This is a genomic window from Caulobacter sp. GW821-FHT12D05, from assembly GCF_058807295.1.
In genome coordinates this window covers 672,376-695,296 of sequence record NZ_JBXAQO010000001.1, presented here as the reverse complement: position 1 = coordinate 695,296, position 22,921 = coordinate 672,376, and the positions used below count along the sequence as shown (strand labels likewise).

16 protein-coding genes are annotated in these 22,921 nt (G+C 67.2%); 4 read left to right on the top strand and 12 right to left on the bottom strand.

What is annotated here, in order from left to right; translation table 11 throughout:
- Positions 1–116: 116 nt before the first annotated feature.
- The gene (locus tag AC1RRR_RS02945) at positions 117–755 is read left to right on the top strand and encodes a helix-turn-helix domain-containing protein (protein ID WP_492810436.1); all 639 of its coding nucleotides are present in this window, start codon (positions 117–119) and stop codon (positions 753–755) included.
- Here AC1RRR_RS02945 and AC1RRR_RS02940 read toward each other — a convergent pair.
- The 4 genes from AC1RRR_RS02940 to AC1RRR_RS02925 form a co-directional block, all read right to left on the bottom strand.
- On the bottom strand, positions 752–1,804 hold the full coding sequence (locus AC1RRR_RS02940) for a LacI family DNA-binding transcriptional regulator (RefSeq protein WP_492810434.1): 1,053 nt from the start codon (positions 1,802–1,804) through the stop codon (positions 752–754). The two genes, AC1RRR_RS02945 and AC1RRR_RS02940, sit on opposite strands and share 4 nt — an antisense overlap.
- Before the next feature lie 124 nt (positions 1,805–1,928).
- A complete protein-coding gene (locus tag AC1RRR_RS02935; protein WP_492810433.1) occupies positions 1,929–4,916 on the bottom strand; it encodes a TonB-dependent receptor plug domain-containing protein in 2,988 nt (995 codons plus the stop codon).
- 126 nt (positions 4,917–5,042) lie between these two features.
- Positions 5,043–8,084, bottom strand: coding sequence for a glycosyl hydrolase family 28-related protein (locus AC1RRR_RS02930; protein ID WP_492810431.1), 3,042 nt, complete (start codon positions 8,082–8,084; stop codon positions 5,043–5,045).
- A gap of 22 nt (positions 8,085–8,106) precedes the next feature.
- A complete protein-coding gene (locus tag AC1RRR_RS02925; RefSeq protein ID WP_492810429.1) occupies positions 8,107–11,121 on the bottom strand; it encodes a glycosyl hydrolase family 28-related protein in 3,015 nt (1,004 codons plus the stop codon).
- A gap of 150 nt (positions 11,122–11,271) precedes the next feature.
- Between AC1RRR_RS02925 and AC1RRR_RS02920 the strand changes: the two genes are divergently transcribed.
- The gene (locus tag AC1RRR_RS02920) at positions 11,272–11,826 is read left to right on the top strand and encodes a gluconokinase (protein ID WP_492810427.1); all 555 of its coding nucleotides are present in this window, start codon (positions 11,272–11,274) and stop codon (positions 11,824–11,826) included.
- Here AC1RRR_RS02920 and AC1RRR_RS02915 read toward each other — a convergent pair.
- Entirely contained in the window at positions 11,823–12,500 is a 678-nt protein-coding gene (locus AC1RRR_RS02915; protein ID WP_454715901.1) for a FadR/GntR family transcriptional regulator, read from the bottom strand. The two genes, AC1RRR_RS02920 and AC1RRR_RS02915, sit on opposite strands and share 4 nt — an antisense overlap.
- 292 nt (positions 12,501–12,792) lie before the next feature.
- Between AC1RRR_RS02915 and AC1RRR_RS02910 the strand changes: the two genes are divergently transcribed.
- Both AC1RRR_RS02910 and AC1RRR_RS02905 read left to right on the top strand, forming a co-directional pair.
- The gene (locus AC1RRR_RS02910) at positions 12,793–13,047 is read left to right on the top strand and encodes a helix-turn-helix domain-containing protein (protein ID WP_291877043.1); all 255 of its coding nucleotides are present in this window, start codon (positions 12,793–12,795) and stop codon (positions 13,045–13,047) included.
- Between the two features lie 87 nt (positions 13,048–13,134).
- Positions 13,135–14,292, top strand: a complete 1,158-nt coding sequence (locus tag AC1RRR_RS02905) for an N-acetylmuramoyl-L-alanine amidase (RefSeq protein WP_492810425.1) — start codon at positions 13,135–13,137, stop codon at positions 14,290–14,292.
- A gap of 39 nt (positions 14,293–14,331) precedes the next feature.
- Here AC1RRR_RS02905 and AC1RRR_RS02900 read toward each other — a convergent pair whose 3' ends face one another.
- From AC1RRR_RS02900 to AC1RRR_RS02870, 7 genes are all read right to left on the bottom strand, one after another.
- Complete coding sequence (locus tag AC1RRR_RS02900) at positions 14,332–15,666, bottom strand: LLM class flavin-dependent oxidoreductase (RefSeq protein ID WP_492810423.1); 1,335 nt, start codon at positions 15,664–15,666, stop codon at positions 14,332–14,334.
- Positions 15,667–15,683: 17 nt separating this feature from the next.
- Positions 15,684–16,355 carry a peroxiredoxin-like family protein gene (locus tag AC1RRR_RS02895; RefSeq protein WP_492810421.1) on the bottom strand — a complete coding sequence of 224 codons (672 nt, stop codon included), beginning with the start codon at positions 16,353–16,355 and terminating at the stop codon, positions 15,684–15,686.
- The gene (locus AC1RRR_RS02890) at positions 16,352–16,714 is read right to left on the bottom strand and encodes a 4Fe-4S dicluster domain-containing protein (protein WP_492810419.1); all 363 of its coding nucleotides are present in this window, start codon (positions 16,712–16,714) and stop codon (positions 16,352–16,354) included. Before AC1RRR_RS02890 ends, AC1RRR_RS02895 begins: the two co-directional genes overlap by 4 nt.
- Entirely contained in the window at positions 16,714–18,288 is a 1,575-nt protein-coding gene (locus AC1RRR_RS02885; protein WP_492810417.1) for an FAD-dependent oxidoreductase, read from the bottom strand. Before AC1RRR_RS02885 ends, AC1RRR_RS02890 begins: the two co-directional genes overlap by 1 nt.
- Entirely contained in the window at positions 18,285–19,226 is a 942-nt protein-coding gene (locus tag AC1RRR_RS02880) for an ABC transporter substrate-binding protein (protein ID WP_492810415.1), read from the bottom strand. The genes AC1RRR_RS02885 and AC1RRR_RS02880 overlap by 4 nt, the downstream gene beginning before the upstream one ends.
- An 11-nt stretch (positions 19,227–19,237) precedes the next feature.
- Positions 19,238–21,886, bottom strand: a complete 2,649-nt coding sequence (locus AC1RRR_RS02875; RefSeq protein WP_492810414.1) for a TonB-dependent receptor plug domain-containing protein — start codon at positions 21,884–21,886, stop codon at positions 19,238–19,240.
- Between the two features lie 90 nt (positions 21,887–21,976).
- A complete protein-coding gene (locus AC1RRR_RS02870) occupies positions 21,977–22,819 on the bottom strand; it encodes a TauD/TfdA dioxygenase family protein (RefSeq protein WP_492810412.1) in 843 nt (280 codons plus the stop codon).
- Positions 22,820–22,921: the final 102 nt, after the last annotated feature.

Genomic DNA, 22,921 nt, shown 5'->3' with positions numbered 1-22,921 from the left:
CTTTGGCGGATTGCTCCCGCTCGGCTCAGCCGATAGATTGGGAGACAACAATCCTGATCAGGACAATTGCTATCCTGATTGGAAAATTCGTCAACTGCCTCGAGGAGTCGTGGCGCGTGCCTGCCAATGCCCACACGCTTGGAACCCTGCTGCGTGGACTGAGAGATCGTGAGGGCTGGACGCTCAAACAGATGAGCGAGAAGAGCGGTATCCCCGTCTCGACCCTGTCCAAGGTCGAGCACGACCGCCTGACCCTGACCTACGACAAGCTGCAACAGCTCTCACAGCGGCTGGGTATGCGGATGTCGGAGCTATTCGCGGAAGAAGACGCCAATCCGCCTCAAGCGGTGACCGCGCGACGCAGCCTGGGCGATGTCGACCGCGCCGTGCGCGTCGAGACCCCGAACTACGACTACTACTACCTGCACACCGAGCTGCGCGGGAAACGGATGATCCCGGTGATCACCAAGATCCGCGCCAAGAGCGCCGAGCAGTTCGGCGACCTCGTCAGCCACGCGGGCGAGGAATACATCTTCGTGCTGAAGGGCCGGATCGTCGTCACGACCGAGTTCTATGACCCTGTGGTGCTCGAACAGGGCCAGTCGATCTATATCGACTCCAGCATGGGCCACGCCTATCTGGCCGCCGAAGGCTGCGACGAGGCCGAGGTGCTGGGCGTGATGTCCAGCGAGGACGCCGAGCTGATGAATGCCCTGCTGGACATCCACGAGGACCAGAAGCAGGCCCGCCGCTAGACCTCGCGCGGCGGGGCCGTCGAGTCCCGTTCGATCAGAACATGTTCCAGGACGTGGTCGGCGAAAATCTCGTCGGTCTCGTCGTTGGATCGCAGGGCGCGGATCAGCCGATCCAGCGCGATGGCCGCCATCTGCCGCACGGGCTGGCGGATGGTGGTGAGCGGCGGCCACAGCGTCGTGGCGACGGTCGTGTCATCGAACCCGACCACGGTCAGGTCGCGCGGCACGTCCAGATGCCGACGGTGCGCTACCGAAACCGCTGCAGCGGCCATGTCGTCGTTGCTGGCGAAGATCGCGGTCGGCGGCCGGTCCGAGTCCAACAGCGACTCCGCGGCGCGCAGGCCCGAGTCGTAGCTGAAGGCGCCCGACGCCACGACCAGCTCGGCCCCCTCGACCTTGGCGATCGCGGCGCGCGCGCCCTCCAGGCGCACGGCGCTGGCGGTCTGGTCGGGATTGCCGGCGATGAAGCCGATCCGCCGGTGGCCAAGGTCCAGCAGGTGTTGGGCCATGGCCTGGCTGGCCTGGCGGTCGTCGATGCGAACATTGATCGCGTCGCTGGGCGGCTTGCCCGCCGCGACCACGGCGATCGGCAGGTTCGCCGCGTGCAGAATGTCGAGCGCCAGGGCGGACTCGCCCAGCGGCGGCGCCAGCACCACGCCGTGGACGCCCGCGCCGACCAGCCGTTGCAGCTCTTCGAGCGCCGGCGGCTGGCCGTTCTCGCCGCGCACCAGGATCAGGCGCGCGCCAGCGCTGGTGGCTTCCTCGAAGACGCCGACCAGGAAGTCGCTCATGAAGGCCGAGCTGGGATTGGAATAGACCACGCCGATCCGCAGTTCGCCGGACATCACCAGGTTGCGGGCGGCCAGGTTGGGCTCGAAGTTGAGGTCGCGGATCGCGGCCAACACGGCCAGCCTGGTTTCTTCCCGGACCTTGGCGCCCTCGTTGATGACGCGCGACACCGTCATGCGCGACACACCCGCCCGGTCGGCGACGTCGGCCATGGTGGCGCCGCGCGAGAGGCGAGGCTTTCGGGTCGCTGGCGCTGTCATATCAGTGAGTCTCCCGCGCATGGACGAGCCATAGCGCAAAGAAAGACGCCCGGGCCACTGCGGGGAGACCGCTAGGGCCCGGGCGAGGCCGCCCAGGGGGAGGTGGAGGCGGGCGGCCCGGGACTTAGAAGCTGTACCGCAGGCCGACGTGGTAGAACCGGCCCAGCAGGTCATAGAGCGCCGGGTTGGCGTCCAGGCCCGTATTGGTCTGCGGGGACGGCGTCGGATCGCGGTTCAGCAGGTTGTCGACCTTGCCGTAGAGCTGCAGGCCATTGCCGAACTTGTAGGAGGCGCTGATGTCGACATAGGTCGCGCCCTTCATGTGATTGTAGTCGATGGTCGGGTTGCTGCCGGTCGAGACCGGGCAGCTGCCGGCCTTGCACTCGATGTAGTCGGTGGTGGTGCCGCCGAACCGGCCATCGCTGAACCAGCGCTCCTGGACGCTGAAGGCAAAGCGGTCGGTGTCCCAGGACTGGATAGCCAGGAACTTCCAGTCCGGCGTGGCGCCGGAGTTCTGGCCGGCCGAGTCGACGGCGACCGCGCCGGGGATGCCCGGGTTGGTGACGAACTTGTGCGTGTTCGTCGCCAGCCCCCGGACCGTGAAGCGGCCGGGCACGCTGGGCAGTTCGAACCGATAGCTGCTCTCGATGTCGAAGCCGCTGGTCTTGATCGAAGCCAGGTTGAACGTCTGGGAATTGATGAAGGCGTTCGGTGAGTTGAGATTAAATGCGCCGCAGAACTGGGTCATGCCCGCATAGCAGAAGTTCACGATCTGCTGAGCGCCCAGGCTGGAGATGCCGCCGTTGAGGACGATGTTGTACCAGTCGACCGAGACGCTGAAGCCTGGCAGCCATTGCGGGTTCGACAGCACCGCGCCGATGGTCACGTTCTTGGCGATTTCCGGCTTCAGGTCCGGGTTCCCCACCACGTTCTGGAACGCCGTCACCGCACCGCCGGAGGGCTGGCCAGCTGGCGGCGTGCCGTTCGAGGGAATGGTGAAGTTCGGCAGCGTCGTGGTGACCGGCGCGGCGAACAGTTCCGACAGGTTGGGTGCGCGGACGTCACGCGACGTGACGGCCCGCAGGCGGACGCCGTCGATCGGCGTGTCCCAGGTGGCCCCGACCTTCCAAGTGTAGACGGTGCCCGAGGTGCTGTAGTCGGTCCAACGACCGGCCATGTTCAGGTTGGCCCTGCCCGCCGCGTCCGAGTTGACCAGCGGGATGTTCACTTCGGCATAGGCTTCCTTCACGGAGTAGCTGCCACGGCCTGAGTGGTAGTTGCCCGCGAACCAGTTGGCGCCCGACGCAACCAGGACCGGATCGTTGGGATAGTCGGCCGTGTTGGGCGAGTCCGTGTTGCCATCGCCGTAGGGGTCGCCTTGGACGTGGTACTGTTCCTTGCGCCACTCGCCGCCGATCGCCAGCGACACCGGACCGGCCCAGTTCGAGAACGCCTCGCCGCTGAAGTTGATGCTGGCGACGTCCTGCTTCTGCACCGAGTGCTGGTACGGGCCATTCTTGGGCGTGATGTAGGCCAGGGCCGCTTCGCTGGGGGGCTTGCCGCCGAAGATGTTGATCGGCACGCAGCCATTGGCGCGGGCGATAGGGTCGGCGCAAACGATCTGTCCGCCCACCGTGATGGCCTGGACGGCTGCGCGATAGCGCGGCATCAGCAGGATGTCTTTGACGTGGATGTTCGTCGTGTTCTGGCCGTGGGTGTAATAGGCGTCGTAGTGCCAGTCCTTGCCCAGGGCGTTGAACTTGCCGTTCGCGCCAATCACGCCGCGATACTGGGTCCGCGTCGGGTGGACCGAGATGTTGCGCGGCAGCAGGGCGTTGCTCGTGCCGAAGTTGAAGCTCGTGATGTTGTTGGCGGCGCAGGCCGCCACGATCGACGCGGGCAGGTACGGGTTCGCGCACGACATTGTCAGGCCGGTGGTGGCCGCACCCGGATTGGGCTGGTTGCTGCTTTCCACACGGGCGACGTTCAGGGTCGCGTAGATCTCGTTGTTGTCGTCCAGGTCGTAGCCGATGCGGCCGTAGGTGCCCATCCGCTTGATGCGGGACTGCAGCGAGGTGCCGATGCCGACATTTCCCGACAGGTCGCCGCCGACGCAGAAGCCGCCGTTCGTGTAGCAGCCGGAGACGGGGGCTCCAGTCGTGGGGGTGGTCAGTTTGGACGGCACGCCGCCACCGCCGTATTGGAACTGGAACGGGTTGCCGCTCTGGTCGAAGGCGGTGCCTTGCAGCGGTCCGGTGCTGATCAAGCCATACTTGGCGTACTGATAAGCTTGGGCGTGCTCGCGATAGAGGTACTGCGGCGCGCCGTCGTTGGTGACGCCGCGATTGACCAGGGTGGCGGTCGTGTACCAGTCGCGGCTGCCCGGCGCATCTTCGCCGAAGCCGCCCGCCGGGACGCCCTCTTCCCAGTCATATTCGCCGCTGACCTGCACGTGCAGGCGGTCGTTCAGGAAGTTCTTGCCGGCCGCGACCTGGGCCAGCCACTGGTGGTTGTCGCCATAGGTGGTGACGCCGGTGAGGACGTTGGCCTTGAAGCCTTGGAACTTCTTGTTGGTGATGAAGTTGACCACGCCGCCGACGGCGTCAGAGCCATAGGACGCCGAGGCGCCGCCGGTCACCACGTCGACCCGCTCGACCAGCAGCTGCGGGAACAGGCTGATGTCGGGAACGCCCGTGACGTTGGCCGGCACGACGCGCTGGCCGTCCAGCAGGGTCAGGGTGCGGATGGTGCCCAGGCCCCGCAGCGAGAACGAGCTCAGGCCCTGCTGGCCGCTCGAGGTGCTGAAGGTGCCCGTGGTGGCGCCGCTCGAACCCTGCAGCGACGGCAGCTGGGTGATGGCGGTGAAGATGTTCGGCTGGGCCGCCCGCTCCAGGTCCTGCTGACCCAGCATCTGGGTCGGCGTCGGGGCGGTGAAGCCCTCGGACCGGATCCGCGTGCCCGTGACGACGATCTCCGTCACGGTGCTGTCGTCCGAAGCCGGGGTGGCTTGCGCGTAGGCCGCGCCGCCTGTGAAAATTGTCGCGAATGCGCTCGTCGCGAGCAGAGCGCTCAAAAAGGACGATCCCCCTCGCGTGCTACCGACAGCACTCATCCTGCATCCCTCCCAGTTTTTCATTGGGCCATCTGATTGGCCTTCTGGGAATTTGTCAGACGATGGGACCGCTAACTATACGACCATGGTCGTAGGCCTTTTGGGGACTGGTCTCCTGTTGTGGGACTACTTGCTCCGCACCGCGTAGAGCGCGTGGTGAGTCAGCACATACAGGGTGCGCTTGTCGGTCCCGCCGAACAGCAATTGCAGGGGCCTTTCGGGGATATCGAGGCGTCCGACCTGCTTGCCGTCGGGCGCGTAGACGAAGACCTGACCGTTGGCGACATAGACCCGTCCCTCGGCGTCGATAGCGACGCTCTCCCCGCCCCGCTCGGCGAAGACCTTCAGGTCGGTAATCGCGCCCTTTTGTCCGACAAGGCCGCTGTAGGTCTTGTTCTCGGAACTGTTGGCAATGAACACCCGCTGGCCGGGCTTGGCGGTGATCAAACCGTAGGTGTCCAGCGAGTCCGAGAATCGCAGGCCGCGATAGTCCGCCGGTCCGTTGGAGAACACCCGATAGGCGGGCAGGACCAGGCTGCCGTCGGGCGAGACATATTCCTTGGCCTTGGGCAGCGCCATGTCGCGGACGAACAGCTCGGCCAGGGTGGTGAACTGGTAGGTGTCGAGGTTCAACTGGTCCTTGAACTCGCCGTTGTTCCACCAATTAGCCGGCAGCACCGTCGCCGCGTTAGCGCCCTCACCCGCCGACGTCGGGGCGATCACCGTGACCTCGGTGTCCGGGCTGCCCGGCTTGAAGCTGTAGACCGAGGCGTTGCGCCCCTCCGACGACAGCACCAGCAAATTACCCGAGGCGTCGACGGCCAGGTTGACCGGGTCCAGCGTGTTGTCGCGCAAGATCGACAGCTTGCGGTCGTCCGACCAGCTGTAGATCCGCTGGTTGCGACGGTCGGTGAAGTACAGCGTCCCGGCCGCGTCCACGGCGCCGCCGCCCAGCGAGTAGAAGCCATCCCCAAGCTTCTCGATCGTCGCGCCGGCCGGGAACACCGACGGCGTGACCGGCTTGGGCGCCCCGCCGATGTCCAGCACCGCGAACTGGCGCTCGCGCACCTCCAGGCCGCTGGTGATGTCCTGGATGGCGTTCTCGTACGGATACTTGGTCAGACGGGTGAAGGTGCCGCAACCGTTGTCGTCGCAGGTGCCGAAACCGCTCTCGCCATTAACCGCCACGTTGCGGAAGCGGATGTCGTGCGAGTTGTAGATCCTGACCGCCGCCGGCGCCGGACGGCGCGTGCGGGTGACGCGATAGCCGTGATAGTTGGCCAGCAGGATGTTGCTGGAGTCGCGGATCTCCAGCGAGACGGTGTCTTCGCCCTCACCCGCCTCTTCTTCCGTCTGTGGAGCCAGGAACTCCCAGTTGGCGACGCGGTTCAGGCTGATTTCGGTGCGCAGATGGTGCTCGACCGAGGCCTGGTAAACGTGGCCGGGCGTCTTGGTGTCGGAGACGTAGATGCCGGAATAGGCGTAGGTGCTGGGGCTCCAGATGTTGGAGAAGGTCCCGCCCCCGCCATTGGTCACCCACAGGCTGGGATACTGCCCGCCCCAGCGCTTGGTCGCGTCGGCGTCCGCTGTGGCGTTGTTGTTGTACGGGCTGAAGCGCGTGCCGTCGAAGAGGTTGGTGCCGTGGCCGCCCTGGAACTTGACGTCATTGACCATCGAGGTCGCGCCGGCCGTCCATAGCAGGGCCGTGGCGCGCGGACTGGCGCCGTCGGTATAGAGCCCCAGGCCGAAGACGATGTTGTCGCCGCCGTCTGCCGACTGCACCAGCGCCTTGGGCGCGCCGACGCCCTGGAAGGCCGGCGTGGCGTGGGGCAGCACGATCTGGGTCAGGCTGGGGTGCAGGCCGATCAGCACGGTGTCGGGCTTGAGCTTCAAGGTGTCGGTGACGCGGTAGAAGCCGGTCGGGAAATAGACCACGCGGTGCGTGTCGATCGCCTTCTGGATGGCGGCGGTGTCGTCGGTCGTATTGTCGCCCTTGGCGCCGAGCGTGCGGACGTTGGTCCATTCGGATGTCGGCGGCAGCGCCCGGATCGCGGGCTGGACGGGTTTGAGCGCCGAGACCGCCTCGGCCTCGAACGTCGTCTTGTAGTCACCCGTCTGGCCCAGGCCCGGCACGGTCAGGCCGTGATTGAAGGCGGCGACGCGGTAGGCCTTGCCCTTCCCCGCCGTGGTCTTGCCGCTGTCGCGGAAGCGCGCGAACACCGGGGTGTTGATCGCCGAAGCGTTCTCGAAACCCACCTGGGTGTAGACGTTGCGCTCGTTGGAGATGACGACGCCGGCCTTGGACACGTTCTCGAAACGGACGTCCCTGCCCCATAGCCAGTCGCCGTAGCCGCGGTCGATCTCGACCCCGACCGGCGTGTCCTTCATCGCCACATTGACCAGGGTCAGGCCGGCTTCATGCTCGCGAATGGCCGCATCGCGCTGCCCTTCGAAGGTCGAGTCCAGCAGCACGAAACCCCAGGCCGCCGACGGCTTCTCGGCCAGGATGCCGTAGCGGCCGCCCTTGAAGTGCAGGTCCTCGGCCTCGTTGGCGACATGGTACAGGCCCGCCAGGCCCGAGCCGATGTCGAAGGTCATGTGGCTGAGCACGGCGTGCTGGGCGGCATGGAAGCGGATCGCCGTCGCGGCCGGATTGCCCTTGCCGATCGTGAAATCGACATTGCTGATCGCGCTGTAGAAGGTGCCGGGATTGGCGTCGGCGATGTCCTTGTTGAACGGCACGCTGCCCGGCGGCGGAAAGGCCGGCTTGAAGGCCCGCGCCGGGTCGGGCTTGGCCCCGGCGAAGATCAGCATGTTGGCCAGGCCCTTCTGGAAGCCTGGCGTCGCGTCGCCCAGCACGATCTCGGGCCGCGTCGCGCCCACGCCGAACAGCCGCACGCCTGGCCACAGGAACAACGTCTTGCTGATCCGATAGCGACCCGATGGCAGGAAGACGAGACCGCCGCCCGGCTTGGCCGCCGCCGCGTCGATTGCCGCCTGGAGCGCGGCGGTGTCATCGGCGCGGCCGTCGCCCTTGGCCTTCGCTGTGATGGCGGCGGGGTCGTCAGGAGCCGTAGCGAAAGCCGAGATCGAAGCCCAAGCCGGCGTTCCCGCCGCACAGGCCAACGCGATAGACGCCACGCTCGCGGCGACCAGCCAACGCTTCATACTCGACTCCCCAACCCGACTGTTATGGCGTGACAGCGTAGAGCGAACGGTGAGTCAGGACGAACAGTGTTTTCCCGCCCTCGCCGCCGAAGATCAGCTGCAGCGGACGCTCGGGCACGTCGATGCGACCGACCAGTTGGCCGTCGGCGCCGTACTGGAAGATCTGGCCGTTGGCGACGAACACCCGGCCTTGCCCGTCGACCGCGACGCTCTCGCCGCCGCGATTGGCGAAGACCTTCAGGTTCGTCAGTGTCCCGCCAGGACCAACCTGACCGCTATAGGTCTTGTTCTCCGAGCCGTTGGTGACGAACACGCGCTCACCCACCGCGCCACCGATCAGGCCGTTGGCCTGCAGGCTGTCGGCCCAGCGCCAGCCGACATGGTCCGGCGGACCTTGCTGCCAGACCCGGAAGGCCGGAAGCGACACGCTGCCGTCGGGCGAGACATATTCCTGCGCCTTGGGCGCGCCGACATCGCGGGCGAACATCTGCGCCAGCGTCGTGAACTCACCCTTGGCCGGATCGTACTGGTCGCGGAACTCGCCATTGTTCCACCAGTTGACCGGCAGCAGCGTCTTGCCCTTCCCGCGCGAGGCCACGGCGGTCGGCGCGATCAGGGTCATCGCATCGTGCGGACCATTCGGATCGATCGAATAGACCGCGCCTTGCGGGCCTAGCGACGACACCACCATCAGCTTGCCCGAGGCGTCCACCGCCAGGTTGGTGGGATCCAGCGAACTGTCGCGGACGATCTCCAGGCCCTTGGCCGCCGTCCAGCGGTAAATGCGCTGGAAGCGCTTCTCGACGAAGTACAGCGCACCATCCGCACCGACCGTCGCGCCCGAGATCGACCAGAAGCCGGTCTCCAGCTTCTTGACCTTCGGATCGGCCGGCGTCGGCGCGGGCTGGTCGCCCTTGACGTCCAGCACGGCGAACTCGCGCTCGCGCACCTCCAGCTTGGAGGTCTTGTCCTGGATGGCGTTCTCGAACGGATACTTGCTGGCCCGCAGATAGGTGCCGCAGCCGATCTTGTCACACAGGGCCACGCCGCTCTCGGCGTTGATGTGGACGTTGCGGAAGCGGATGTCGGTCGAGTTGAACAGCTTCACCGCCGTCTCGGCCGGGTGGTACGAGCGCGTGACGCGGTAGCCGTGATAGTTGGCGAACAGGATGTTCTTCGAGTTGCGGATCTCCAGCGACACCGCGTCGGGGCCGTCGCCGACCTCCTGCTCGGTCTGCGGGGCCAGGAACTCCCAGTTCTCCACGTTGTCGAGCACGAACTCGTTGCGCACGTGGTGCTCGACCGAGACCTCGTAGATGTGGCCCGGCGTCTTGGTGTCGCTGATGTAGAAACCCGCCGAGGCGAAGGTGTTGGGGCTCCACACGTTGGCGAAAGTGCCACCGCCGCCGTCCGTCACCCAGATGCTGGGGTACTGCGCGTCCCAGCGGCCGTCGGCGACCGGATCGCCGCTACGGGCCTGGGCCGCGCCCAGCGGCTTGCCGTCGGCGGTAGGCGTGCCGCCGCCGCCCATGATCTTGACGTCGGTGACCAGGGACTTCTCGCCCGACCGCCACAGCAACGCTGAGGCGCGCGGATTGATACGGCCGGTGAAGAGCCCGATCCCCGAGACGATGTTGTCGCCGCCGCGCGGGGTCTCCAGGATCGGCTTCACCGCGCCGACGCCGACATGGCCGGGATTGCCGTCCGGAATGACCAGTTGGGTCAGGGCCGGATGCAAGCCGATCAGCACCGTATCGGGCTTCAGTTTCAGCGTGTCGCTGACCATGTAGAAGCCGATCGGCAGGTACAGCACCTTGTGGCTGTCGATCGCCTTCTGCAGGGCGGCGGTGTCGTCGGACGAGCCGTCGCCCTTGACGCCCAATGTCTTGACGTTGGTCCAATCGGCCATCGGCGGCAGCGACCGCAGCGCGGGCGCATTGGCGGCCGGCAGGGCCTTCAGCGGCGTGATGTCCGACAGGGTCGTGTACTCGCCCATCTGGCCCATGGCCGGCAGGGTCAGGCCGTAGGTGAACGAGCCCACGCGATAAGCCTTGCCCTTGCCGTCGACCGTCTTGCCGCTGTCGCGGAAGCGGGCGAACACCGGGGTGTTGGCGGCCACGGCGTTGTCGAAGCCGACCTGGGTGAAGACATTGTCCTCGGCCGAGATGACGACGCCGGCCTTGGAGACGTTCTCGAAGCGGACGTTCTTGCCCCACAGGCTGTCGCTGTAGCCCTTGTCGATTTCGATGCCGACAGGCGTGTTCTTGATCGCCACATTGACCAGGGTCAGGTCGACCTCGTGCTCCCGGATCGCCGCGTCGCGCTGGCCGTCGAAGGTGGAGTCCACCAGGGTGAACTGCCAGGCCGGCGAGGTCTTCTCGGTGACGATGCCGTAGCGGCCGCCCTGAAAGTGGACGTCCTCCATGATGTTGCCGGCCTGGTAGACGCCGGCGAAAGCCGAGCCCAGGCGGAAGTTCATGTGCTTCAGGAAGGCGTGCTGGGCCATGCGGAAGCGCACGCCCGCCGCGGCCGGATTGCCGTCGCCGATCTCGATGTCGATATTGGCCATCGACGAATAGAAGGTTCCGGAATTGGCGTCGCGCACCTTGGCGGTCGTCGGCCGGACGCTGGGCACCGGCACGGGGATGTCGCCGACCTGATACTGGTCGCCGCCCGTGAACGAGACCATCGTGCCTACGCCTTCCTGGAAGCCGGGCGTGTTCGCCCCCAGCAGAAGGACTGGCCGGGTCTTGCCGACGCCGAAGACGCGCACGCCGGGCGGGATCAGGATGGTGCGGCTCAGGCGATAACGGCCCGAAGGCAGGAAGACCAGGCCATGGCCGGTGCTGTCGCGGGCGGCGTCGATGGCCTTCTGGATGGCGTCGGTGTCGTCGGCCTTGCCATCGCCGACGGCCTTGACCGTCACCGCCCGGGGATCGTCCGGCGTGGCCGGCCAAGCCGAACTGGAAGCAGTGGCGGCTTCCGCCATGATGGGGCTCGAGGCCGCCAGCAACAACGACAACACAAGCGCTCTCATGCCACTCCCCAAAATCTACTTTCGGCCAATCTACTTCCGGCAAGTGATACGGCTGCGGCCGTCGGCTGCCACCTCGACCATGGTCGTAGTTACGCACCGCAAAGGCGTCGGTAGAAGCGAAGTCCAACCCAGCCGGACCAAGGACGTCGTTTGCCGCCGCCATCCAGCCTCGTACGTCCCGCCGGTCTCGCCGTCATCGCCATGGGCGTGAGCGGCAGCGGCAAGTCGACCCTGGGCGCGCTACTGGCCCGGCAGCTGGATTGCCCGTTCCTGGAAGGCGACACGTTCCACGACGCCAACGCCGTCGCCAAGATGCGCGCCGGCCAAGCCTTGAACGATGACGACCGCTGGCCGTGGCTGGACCGGATTGGCGCGGCCATGGGCGAGGCCCTCACCTCCGGCGGACAGGTGGTGGCGGCCTGCTCGGCCCTAAGGCGTCGTTATCGCGAACGCCTGCGCGAGGCCATTCCGGTCCCCGTCCGCTTCGTGCTGCTTGACGCCGGTTATGACGAGCTGCTGCGCCGCCTGACCCAGCGCGCGGGCCACTACATGCCCGCCAGCCTGTTGGACAGCCAGCTTGCGACCCTGGAACGGCCGGGCGCCGACGAAGGCGTCTTCACCCTGGACGCCGCCGAGCCGCCCGAGCGGCTGTGCGAGATCACCCAGGCCTGGCTGACCGAGCCCGCATTGGCGGCTCGCGCCTAGGGCATCAGCCGCTTGCGGCCTCTGGACAGGTGCCAGCGCATCGCCAGCGCCGCCTGGTCGCCATCCTGCGCCTTGATCGCCTCCACGATCATCTCGTGCTCACGCATCATCTCGGCGATCGCCTCGGGCGGTCGCGAGCGTGAGATGTCGACGCCCGCCCGCATGATCTTGTCGACATCGGCCTCCAGCGCCTCGAAGGCGACCAGGAAGGCTGGATTGGCGGTGGCCAGCACGATCTGGCGATGCAACTCCATGTCCTCGGCATGGGCCGGCGCGCTGGACAGCAGCGCCGCGCGCAGGTTCGACAACGCCGTCTCGATCGCGTCCATCTCGTCGGCCGACCGCCGCACGGCCGCCAGCCGCGCCGCCTCGGCCTCGAGCACGAACCGCACCTCGTAGCTGCCCATGGTGGACGGCAGCTCGGACAGCGGCATGTAGGCGCCCAGCTTGTCGGACGGCCGGTTCTTCACATACGAGCCAGCCCCACGACGGGCCTCGGTGATGCTGTCGGCGGCCAGGCGGACCAGCGCCTCGCGCACGATGGTGCGCGACATGCCGAAGATCTCGGCCAGGCGCGCCTCCGACGGCAGGCGGTCGCCGACCTCCAGCCCGTCGCCGTTGATCATCTCGACGATGCCGGTATAGGCCCGGTCGGCCAGGCGGCCCTCGCTCATCCCTTACGTCTCCCACTTCGAGGCGCAGCATCGGGCCATTCGAGACGTATGGCAAAGCCACCCCGCCTCAGCCTCTCTCTAACACCAAAACCTGTATGACAGGTTTTATAGCCTTCTGGTTCATTTTGCGATGTTCACGCTCACATCGGCAAAATCACTTGAACTTGTCCAACAGATAGCGCTAACGTCGAGTCAGATAACCCGGATCGGTCGACGTAAGAGTCGGCGAACAAGAAAACGGGCGCACACCGCCGCAGGACGGTGCGCAGGGACGAGACAGAGGGATTCAACGATGAGCACGACGGACGTTGCCGGTCGGGATCTGAAGACGGCGCTGGGCGGCCTGACCCCGACCCAGATGAAGGTGCTGGAAGGCGTCAATTCCGGCCTGCTGAACAAGCAGATCGCCTTCGACCTCGGCATCGCCGAGGCCACGGTCAAGGCGCACATGACCGCGCTGATGCGCAAACTGAACGTCCACAACCGCACCCAGGCCGCCATCGCGGCCCAATCGCTGGTGCAGGGCCTACGTTCCGCCGGCGGCTAGCGCCCGCAACAATCGCTAAATTCATCCTATGGTAGCGAAACTGCAAAATAGTCACCTATAGTCACACTTTCCTGGGGAGGGTGTGACATGAGCAATGAGCTGTTCCGGCGTCTGGCGACGATCTATCTGGGCGAAGCCATCCGCTATCCCAAGCTGCGCGCGGTGACGCTGGCGCAATGGGCGCTGGAGAGCGGTCGCGGCAGCTCGCCGCTGGCGCGCGATCACTACAATTTCGGCGGGCTGAAGTGGCGCAAGGAGATGACGCCCTACGCCACCAAGGTGAAGTACGCCGCCCATGACGGCGAGGACTTCTACTGCAAGTTCGCCACGCTCGAGAGCTTCATCGCCGGCTACTGGGCCTTCCTGAACCGAACGCCCTACTCCGGCTGGGAAGCCAATGTGGCGACGCCCGAACAATTCATCCGCTTCATCGGCCCGATCTATACGCCGCGCCCCGACTATGCCGACGCGGTCCTGGCGCTGGTTCCAGAGGCCGAGAAATTGCTGGCGGATGTCCAGAAGGCTGAGACCGAGGCGGTCCAGCCCACCGTCACACCGGCCGCTAGTCTCGGCGTGATCGTCATCGACCCCGGCCATGGCGGAGAAAAGAAGGTCGAAGGCAGCAGCGCCAACAACGCGATCTCGGCCAGCAACGTCAAAGAGAAGAAGCTGACCCTGGATTTCGCGCTGATCCTGCGCGACGAGCTGCTGCGCCAGGCCGCGGCGCGCAATGAGACGGTTCAGGTGGTGCTGACCCGGACCACCGACGTCAACGTGACGGGCAAGGCCCGCGCGGCCATGGCCTTCGACCACAAGGCCAAGCTCTTCCTGTGCCTGCACTTCAATGGCGCCAAGACCGCCTCGATCAGGGGCACGGAGACGTTCTACCGGGCCGAGGAGAACGACAACATCAACCTGGCGGCGGACATGGAGTTCGCCGGCGCGGTTCAGAAGGCGCTGTTCACCGCCCTCAAGGCCGTCGATCCCGGCGCCAAGGATCGTGGCGTCAAGCCCGACAACCAGGGCAATCCCGACCTGCCGGGCTTTGGCGTGCTGAACGACATCAGCCTGGGCAACGACCGCCGCCAGACGCCCTGCCGCGCCGCCTATATCGAGGCGGAGTTCATCACCAATCCGTCGGTGGACAAGCTGCTGATCTCCGGACCCCAGGCCGTGCAGAACCGAACCGCCGCGATGGCGGCCGTCGCCGGCGCCTGTCTGGCGCAGATGCGGAAGATCCCTTGAGCGGTGGGGCCGTCGGCGGGACGGCCCCATATCCCCTCCCTACTCGGCCGCCTGCAAAGCCCCCACGTAGCGGTTGACCGGGAAGTCCAGGCCCAGGTTGTCGCGGAAAGTCGCCCCTTCGTAATCGGTGCGATACAGCCCGCGCGCCTGGAGGATCGGCACGACCAGCTCGACAAAGGCTTCCAACTGTCCTGGCAGGCTTTCGAACAGCACGAAGCCGTCGGAGGCGCGCGTCTCGAACCAGTGTTGCAGGCTGTCGGCGACCTGCTCGGGCGCGCCGACGAAATGGCCGCGCGGCGTGGCGAAGCGCAGGGCCGTCTCGCGCAGGGTCAGGTTGTCGGCCTTCACCGCCGCGACGATGCGGGTGACCGCGCTCTGGTTGGAATTGGCCCCGAACTCGGCCGCCTCCAGCGGGAACGGACCGTCCGGGTCGTGCTGGCTGAAGTCGTACTCGTTAAACGGCCGGGCCAGCATCGACAGGGCGTTGTCCAGTGACACCAGCTCGGTCAGTTCCTTGTAGAGCGCCTCGGCCTCCTCGGCGGTGCGACCGATCACCGGACGAGCGGCGGGCAGGACGTGCAGTTGGTCCGGATCACGGCCGAAGCCGGCGGCGCGAGCCTTGATGTCCTTGTAGTAGGCCTGGGCGGCGTCGACGTCCTCGTGCGAGACGAAGATGGCGTCGGCCCGCTGAGCGGCGAAGGTCTTACCGTCCTCCGAGGCCCCGGCCTGGAAGATCACCGGCTGCCCCTGCGGCGAGCGGCTGATGTTCAGCGGCCCCTTCACCGAGAAGAACTCGCCCTTGTGGTTCAGGGCGTGAAGCTTAGCGGGATCAAAGAATTGCCCGCCCTTCTTGTCGAAGGTCAGGGCGTCGTCCTCCCACGAGTCCCACAGCCCCTGGACCACGTCCAGGTACTCGCCGGCCAGGCGGTAGCGGACGTCATGGGCGTAGTGCTTCTCGCGGCTATAGTTGGCGGCGCTGCCTTCCAGCCACGAGGTGACGACGTTCCAGCCGGCGCGGCCGCCGCTGATGTGATCCAGCGAGGCGAACTGGCGGGCGACGTTGAACGGCTCGCTGTAGCTGACCGTCAGGGTGGCCACGAGGCCGATATTGTTGGTCGCGCCCGCCAGGGCCGACAGGATGGTCAGCGGCTCGAAGCGGTTCAGATAGTGCGGGCTGGACTTCTCGGTGATGTAGACGCTGTCGGCCACGAACAGGAAGTCGAACTTGCCCGCCTCGGCCACTTGGGCCTGGCGCTTGTAGAACTGGAAGTCGGTGCTGGCGCTGGGCTGGGCGTCCGGGTGACGCCAGTCGCCCCAACCGGGGCCGACGCCGTGCAGGATGAAGCCGAGCTTCAATTGGCGTTGTGCAGTCATGGGAAAACGCTCCGATCTTATTCGGCGGGAACCAGGGTGATGTCGCGGACGGCCTGCAGGACCGGATCGGCCTCTGTGCGGACCAGCCAGTCGGGGCTGACGTCGACGAAGCGGACGACGCGCTCGTGGTCGATGACGACGACGGCGGGCTGGGGCAGCTCCCAGGTCCCCGTGCCGGTCGTGTCGCCGATGAAGCCACCCTTGGCGCGCTGCGCGGCCTGGCTGGCCTCGTCGGCCGTGTAGAGGATGCCCAGGCGGCGCCCGAGGTCGTTATTCAGGTCCGAGGCGACCTTGAAGCTCAGGTTATGGCGGCTGCGGATCTCGCCCAGGCGCTCGGGCACCTGAGGGCTGACGGCCACCAGGGTCGCGCCCAGGTCACGCAGGCGTGGCGCCAGGGTCTCATCGTAGTACGGCAGGGCGATGTTGCAGGCCGGGCAGCCGGCGAAGCGGAAGAACACCAGCACCGCCGGACCGCGCTGCAACAGCGCCTCCAGGGCCAGTTCGCCGCCCTCGACGTCCTGCAGCACGAACGGCTCCAGGCGGTCGCCGACCTTGACCCATTGCGACGGGTCGGCGGTCTCGACCAATGTGGCCCGCTGGTCGATGTTGATCTTCAGCGCCGCCGGATCCCAGGTGCGCACGCGCTCGGCGTGCAGGTCGGCCAGACGGTCTTTCAGGCTCTTGCTCATCGGGTTTTCTCCCCTTCGATTTGCATGCGGTAGGCGCGCTCGAAGATCGCCCCCATCCGCCAGTGTTGGTTGGTGCGGGTGGCGGCGTGCTCGCCCCAGCCGTGATCGCGGCGGAACGCGCCCAACTGACCGGAGGCCAGGGCCTGCTCGGCGGTGATCCCGGCGATGCGGTCGACCTCCGGCCAGACGAACAGGGCGTCGGTCGGGCAGTAGAGCTCGCATAGCAGGCAGGTCTGGCAGTCGGCCTGGGCGGCGATCACCACCTTGCCGCCCTCGCCCACCCGCAGCACGTCGCTGGGACAGGCGTCGACGCAGTCGCCACAGCCGCCGCAGCGCTCCTCGATGACGACCTCGATCATCAGGCGACCTCCGCCTGGGCGAGCGTCGGCTCGAAGCGTGTAAAGACCCGCGTCAGGCCCTGAGCGCGCTGGCGGCTGGCCAGGCGTGGATCCAAGCCCGGAGCATCTTCGCGGCGGTGCATACCCCGGCTCTCGCGACGCGCCAGGGCGGCGGCCTTGCTCCAGCGGCCAGCGGCGACCAGTGCGGCGGCTTCGCGCAGGCGCAGGGCGGCGCGGCCCTCGGCCTGACCGTGATCGGCCAGTTCGCGCCAGACCTCGTCCAGCCGCTCCAGCGAGGCGGCCAGGACATCGCCTCGGCGGAAGATGTTCTTATCGTAGGCGTTCAGCTCCTCGCGCACCGCCTGGACGGCGCCGGCGGTGTCGAACGATCGCGCGGAGAGCCGAGGCGTCAGGCCGGCTTGGCCCGTGGCGATCGCCAGGTCTTCCTGCCGCGCGCCGGTCGACCGCGCCCGCCTCGCCGCCGCCGCGCCGGCCCACTGGCCCGACGATAGCGCCCAGGACGAATTGACCGCGCCGCCGCCCGAGATCGCGCCGGTGACGAGCTCGCGACTGGCGGCGTCGCCGGCGACATAGAGGCCAGGCACCGCGCTCCGGCAGTCCTCGTCATCGACCCGCAGACCGCCGATGCCGCGCACCGTGCCCTCGGCATGCAGCGTGACCTCGAAGCGCTCGCTGTAGGTATCGATGCCAAGCCGTTGGAAAGGCAGCACGAAATTGGGCTGTACCTCAGGCATCACTTGACGGATGTCGTCCGGCACGCGGTCGAGCCGGCAGAACAGCGGCCCCTTCAGCAGCGCCCGCGCCAGGTGCGGGGTAACGTCCGGGCCGTTCGGGATGTCCAGCTCACGGTCATCGGCGTCGAACCAGCGCGCGAAGCTGTAGGCCATTGACCGGGCCATGTTCGTGCCGGCCAAGGCCGGCGTGTAGTAGTTGGTGAACTCCATCCCCGACAGGTCGGCCCCAGCCTCGACGCCCATCAGCAGGCCGTCGCCGGTGTTGGTCGCCGAGCCCAGCAGGCGCGAGGCGAAGGCCGTGCCGCCCGTGGCCAGCACCACGGCCCCCGCCCGGATCGTCCACGGCCGCTCACCCCGCAGGGCGATCCCCGACGCGCCGGCGATCGAGCCATCGCCATGCCGCAGAAGCTGCAGCGCCGGATGGTGGTCCAGGATCCTCGCGCCCGCCGCCAGAGCGTAGGCGCGCATGGCCCGCATGTATTCCGGCCCGCGCAGGCCCCGGTACTGCACCTCGCCCTTGTCGTCGGTCGAGAAGGCGTAGTGGTCGGCCAGGGCCGGCAGGCTGGACCAGGTCAGGTCCAGGATCCGACGCATCCAATCCGGATCGCCCAGGCCCAATGAGCGCTTCAAGCGGTCGGCCACCGCCGCCTCACGGCGTTCCGGCGGGACCCACCAATGGCCCGGCCCCGCCGTGGCGGTGACGCCGCTGGTCCCGCAACGGCCCTTGTCGACCAGCACAACGTCCGCCCCCTCGCGCGCCGCCGCCATGGCCGCCCAGGCGCCGGCCAGGCCGCCACCGATGACCAGGACGTCGGTCGAGAGGGTCAGCGGTTCGCTCACGCGATCGCCCCGTTGAACGAGGCGTCGAATGCCGCAGCCGGGTCGCGAGCGGTGTTCACCGCCCCCGCCGAGCGGAAGCGGTCGAGCACCGCCTTGGCTTCGTTCACGGACTCCTGGCCCAGCGGGGTCGGCCGGATGCGGTACTGCCGCACGGTGTAGAGCGCGACCTCTTCCGAGAGCCCGGTCTCCTTGGCCAGCACCTTGCCGAAGGCGTCGGGATTGTCCGCCGCCCAGCGCCGGGCCTTGGCGAGGCGCTTCAGGAAGTCCTCGATCTGCGGCCGCTTCTCGGCGATCGCCTTTTCGCTGGCCGCCTCGTAGCCGAAGCCGCCCAGCAGACCTTCGCCGTCGATCAGGATCCGCGCCGCGTCGTGCAGACGGGCCAGAGCCACGTAAGAGCCCCAGGTCACCCAGGCGTCGATCGAGCCGGCCGTGAAGGCGGCCTTGGCGTCGCCGGGGCTCAGATAGACGATCGAGACGTCGGCAGGCTTCAGCCCCGCCTTCTCCAGCACCACCAAGAGCAGGTAGTGGCCGATCGAGCCGCGCCCCGTGGCGATCTTCTTGCCGCGCAGGTCGGCGGGTGAGCGGATCGGCGAGTCCTTGGAGACCAGGATCGCGGTCGACGAGCCGCCGCTGCGGCCCGCCTGCACGGCCTTGATCTTGGCCCCACCCGCATAGGCGAACAGGAACGGCGCATCGCCGGCCTCGCCCAGATCGACCGCCCCGGCGCTCACGGCCTCGAGCAGCGGCGCAGCGGCCGGGAACTCGCTCCAGTCGATCTTGTAAGGCACCCCCTCGAGCGCGCCGGACGCGATCAGCACCGCCTTGGTGCCGCCGCGCTGGCTGCCGACCTTGAGGACGGGCTGGCCGCCTCCGGTCTTGGAACAGGCGGCCAGGCCCGCGAAGGCGAAGCCGGTGACGAGTAGCTGGCGTCGGTTCATCGCGCCCTCCCTCAGAAGCTCTGGGTCAGGCGGGCGTAGTAGTAGCCGCCGGTGATGCCGAAGGGCGAGAAGGTCCCGAATTGGCCGGTGCCCTGGTCGGCGTTGAGGATCCCGATCTTGTCGGGATGCTTGTCGAACAGGTTGTTGGCCCCGATGGCGATGTTGGTGCTCTCGCGGACCTGCCAGGCGATATCCAGGTCGGTGATCCACTTGGGACTGAAGGTGCGGTCCAGGCTCGCCGACGTGCCGGCCTCGGTGTAGCGGCCATAGCGGGTGTTGCGCAGGCCAGCCGTCCAGTCGCCCAGCGCCCACTGGGCGCCGACAATGATCTTCTCGCGCGGGGTGCCGATGGTCAGGTCGGCGATCTTCTGGCGATCGAACAGCACGAGGCTGGGATTGACCGCCTTCAGGACCGCCGGCGTGGCCTTCAGCTTGGTGATCTTGGTCTTGTTGAAGGCATAGGCGGCGTTGAGGTTCAGGCGGCCGAAGTCGCCCAGGCTGAAGCCGTACTCGCCAACGAAGTCGACGCCCGTCGTCCGGGTCGACACCGCGTTGGTGTAGTAGGTGGCTGTAAGTCCTTGGGGGAAGCGGGCCAGCAGCGGCGCCAGATCGGCGCGCGACGACAGCTGGGCCACCGACAGGTCGAGATTGCTGGTGTCGACGATGCGGTCGTCGATCTGGATTTCGTAGGCGTCCAGGGTCAGGCGCAGGCCGGCGAACGGCTCGGCGGTGACGCCGAAGCTGTAGTTGGTCGAGGTTTCCGGCTTAAGCGTCTCGGCGCCCAGGGCTTTCGCCTCGGCGCTGTCGGTGCGCAGCACCTTGGTCGGGAAGGTCAGGTACTCGCCCGGAACGCAGGGCGCGCCGCGGAAGATGTTGTTCGGCGCGGCCGGGCACAGGCTGCCGTTGATGGTTGAGGTCGCGAACAGGGTTTGGCCCAGCGACGGGGCGCGGAAGCCGTTGCTGACCGTAGCCCGCACGGCGTAGCCCGGCAGGAACTCCCAGCGTGTGGTCAGCTTGCCGCTGAAGGTATCGCCCACGCCCTTGCCGTACTTCTCATAGCGGCCCGCCAGGCCGACATACCAGGTATCGGTGACGTCGGTCCCGACGTCGACATAGGCCGCGCCGCTGTGGCGGTGAATCGAGCCGGCGTCCTCCGGCGCGGTGCCGGCATACGACGCCAGGCCCGGGTTCGGGCGCAGGCCGGCGAATGGCTGGCCGGCCGGGATCACGTAATCGCCGACGATGTACGAGGCCTCGTCACCCGCCTCGATCAGGAAGCGCTCGTAACGATGTTCAAGCCCCCAGGAGACTTGCAGCGGATTCTTCAGCCAACCGGCGAACTCGCGCGTGAAGTCCAGGTTGTTGGTCCACTGCCGGAACTCGTGGGTCGACAGGTGGAAATAGGTCGGGCTCTTCGGACCCAGCGTGGCGTTCAGGGTGTTCTGGCCGTCCAGCTGGGCGTGGTCCTGGGCCAGGGTCGTCGACAGGTCCCAGGCCCAGCCGACCGTCTCGCCGCGCGCGCCGAAGCTGGTCTGGAAGTCCAACTCGAAAATCCGGCGATAAGCATTGAAGCCGTCGGGATAAACCTCAGGCAGCGAGTTGCGGTTCAGCGGCCGGCCGGCCGTGACGCCGGCGACCGGCGCGAGGTTGGGCAGGAAGCTGCCGGTGTTCTTCTTCGACGACCGGTGGCTCAGCGTGCCCGACGAATAGAGCTTCAGGTCGCGCCAGGGCAGCTCGGCGTTGTAGGCCGCCGCCAGGATGTCTTCCTCGCCGGGGCCGTAGCTCAGCCCCCAAGAGTAACGGTCGACCGTGGCGTCGCGCGGATCAGGCGTGACCGTGGTGACGCCGCCAACGGTCGTGACGGTCGGCTGGTAGATGTACTGGGCGCGCGAGGGGATGGCGCGGGTGGCCGCCTCGTTGTTCTTCCAGTTCAGGGCCAGGTGCAAGAAGCCGCCGTTGTCGCCCAGGCGTCGCCCCCAGTTGATCGTCGCGGCGCGGGTGTCGCCGTCGCCCAGGTAGTTCTGGCCGCCGGTGTAGCTGAACGACCCGCCTTCGTAGTCGTCCTTCAGGATGATGTTAACGACGCCAGCGATGGCGTCCGAGCCGTACTGGGCCGAGGCCCCGTCGCGCAGCACCTCGATGCGTTCGATCGCCGAGGCCGGGATGAAATCCAGGTCCACCGGCACGCCGCCCCGGCCCACGCGGGCCAGGTTGTTGATCAGCGAGGTCGTGTGGCGGCGCTTGCCGTTGACCAGGAACAGAGCCTGATCGCCGTTCAGGCCGCGCAGCGTGATGGCGCGCACCGTCCACGAGGTGCCGCCGCCGTTGATGCCCGGCAGGTTGAACGACGGGATCAGGGTGTTGAGCACTTCCTTCAGGCCGACCTTGCCGGTGGCCAGCAGCTGGTCGCCGCTGATCACATCGACGGGTGCGGGGCTGTCGGCGACGGTGCGGCGCGCACCGCGCACGCCCGTGACGATGACGCTGTCGACGGCCGTCGCGCCTTCGGTATCCGCCACGGGAGCGTCGACTACCGGTACGGCATTGGCGTCAGCGGCGTGGGCTGCGCCGCCACTCAGGGCCAACACCGAGGCGCAGGCGAGCAGCGAGGCGTGGAGAGTATTCTGTCGGGCAGTCGTCTGGGTCTTGGAAAAAGGCAAAAGTCTATCCCCCGCGCCCGGCGGGTCGCCGAGCGTCGTTGTTGATCGATAAGAAGAGAGGCGCGCCGCTGCCCTCGGCGCGCGGGAAGCTTAGGCGGGCTTGCGCTCGCGGTACGGAATGTCGTCGCTGCCGATCAGCACGCGCTCCATCACCCGCGGGAAATCGCCGTAGTCGCGGACCGCGTAGTGCAGGCCGGCGCGGTTGTCCCACAGGGCCACGGAGTTCTTGCGCCAGCGGAAGCGGGCGTGGTGCTCGGGGCGCTTGACCTCATCATACAGACGGGCCAGCAGCGCCCTGCTCTCCTCGGGCGCCAGGTCCACGAAGCGCGGCTTGAGGCTGTAGTTGATCCAGAAGATCTCCTCGCCCGTCTCCGGATGAGTGCGGACCGCCGGATGGGACACCAGCGGATAACGCTGACCAGCCTTGGCCAGGGCGTCCTGGTAGTCGTGCACCACATAGAGGTCGTCGATCCTGGCCTTCAGGTCCTCCGGCAGACCCTTCCAGATCGCGTGACCGTCGGCCCAGATGGTGTCGCCGCCCACCTCGGGAATGTGCACCGCCTTCAGCACCGCGCCGAGCGACGGATTGATCCGCCAGCTGGTGTCGGTGTGCCAGTGGTTCTCGCGGATGTCGTATTGCTTCAGCGCCTCGGCCGAGATCGGCTGCACCGCGCGGTGGGTCTCGACCCCGCCGATGGGATGGGCATAGACCTCGCCGAAATTGGCCGCGAAGGCCAGTTGCTGGTCGCGGCTGATGTCCTGGTCTCGGAAGAACAGCACCTTGTGACGCAGCAGCAGCGCCCTCAGCGTGTCGCGCTGCTCGCGGTTCAGCTGCTGACGCAGATCGATCCCGCCGATCTCGGCGCCGATGCTGGGATTGAGCGGCGTCACGCTCAGGCCGACCTGTTCAATCTTGTCGAGGACGTCGCTCATAGGAACCTCCTGAATCCGGCCTCCGAGCCGGTCGAAGCGCAACATGGCCACGACCGCCCGACGGATCGAACGAGTATTTCTCTGAACAAATTCAGAGTTTTA

Coding starts and splice junctions, on each gene's coding strand:
- AC1RRR_RS02940 (WP_492810434.1), bottom strand. CDS start 1,804: ATGACAGCGCCAGCGACCCGAAAGCCTCGCCTCTCGCGCGGCGCCACC.
- AC1RRR_RS02935 (WP_492810433.1), bottom strand. CDS start 4,916: ATGAGTGCTGTCGGTAGCACGCGAGGGGGATCGTCCTTTTTGAGCGCT.
- AC1RRR_RS02930 (WP_492810431.1), bottom strand. CDS start 8,084: ATGAAGCGTTGGCTGGTCGCCGCGAGCGTGGCGTCTATCGCGTTGGCC.
- AC1RRR_RS02925 (WP_492810429.1), bottom strand. CDS start 11,121: ATGAGAGCGCTTGTGTTGTCGTTGTTGCTGGCGGCCTCGAGCCCCATC.
- AC1RRR_RS02915 (WP_454715901.1), bottom strand. CDS start 12,500: ATGAGCGAGGGCCGCCTGGCCGACCGGGCCTATACCGGCATCGTCGAG.
- AC1RRR_RS02910 (WP_291877043.1), top strand. CDS start 12,793: ATGAGCACGACGGACGTTGCCGGTCGGGATCTGAAGACGGCGCTGGGC.
- AC1RRR_RS02905 (WP_492810425.1), top strand. CDS start 13,135: ATGAGCAATGAGCTGTTCCGGCGTCTGGCGACGATCTATCTGGGCGAA.
- AC1RRR_RS02900 (WP_492810423.1), bottom strand. CDS start 15,666: ATGACTGCACAACGCCAATTGAAGCTCGGCTTCATCCTGCACGGCGTC.
- AC1RRR_RS02895 (WP_492810421.1), bottom strand. CDS start 16,355: ATGAGCAAGAGCCTGAAAGACCGTCTGGCCGACCTGCACGCCGAGCGC.
- AC1RRR_RS02890 (WP_492810419.1), bottom strand. CDS start 16,714: ATGATCGAGGTCGTCATCGAGGAGCGCTGCGGCGGCTGTGGCGACTGC.
- AC1RRR_RS02880 (WP_492810415.1), bottom strand. CDS start 19,226: ATGAACCGACGCCAGCTACTCGTCACCGGCTTCGCCTTCGCGGGCCTG.
- AC1RRR_RS02870 (WP_492810412.1), bottom strand. CDS start 22,819: ATGAGCGACGTCCTCGACAAGATTGAACAGGTCGGCCTGAGCGTGACG.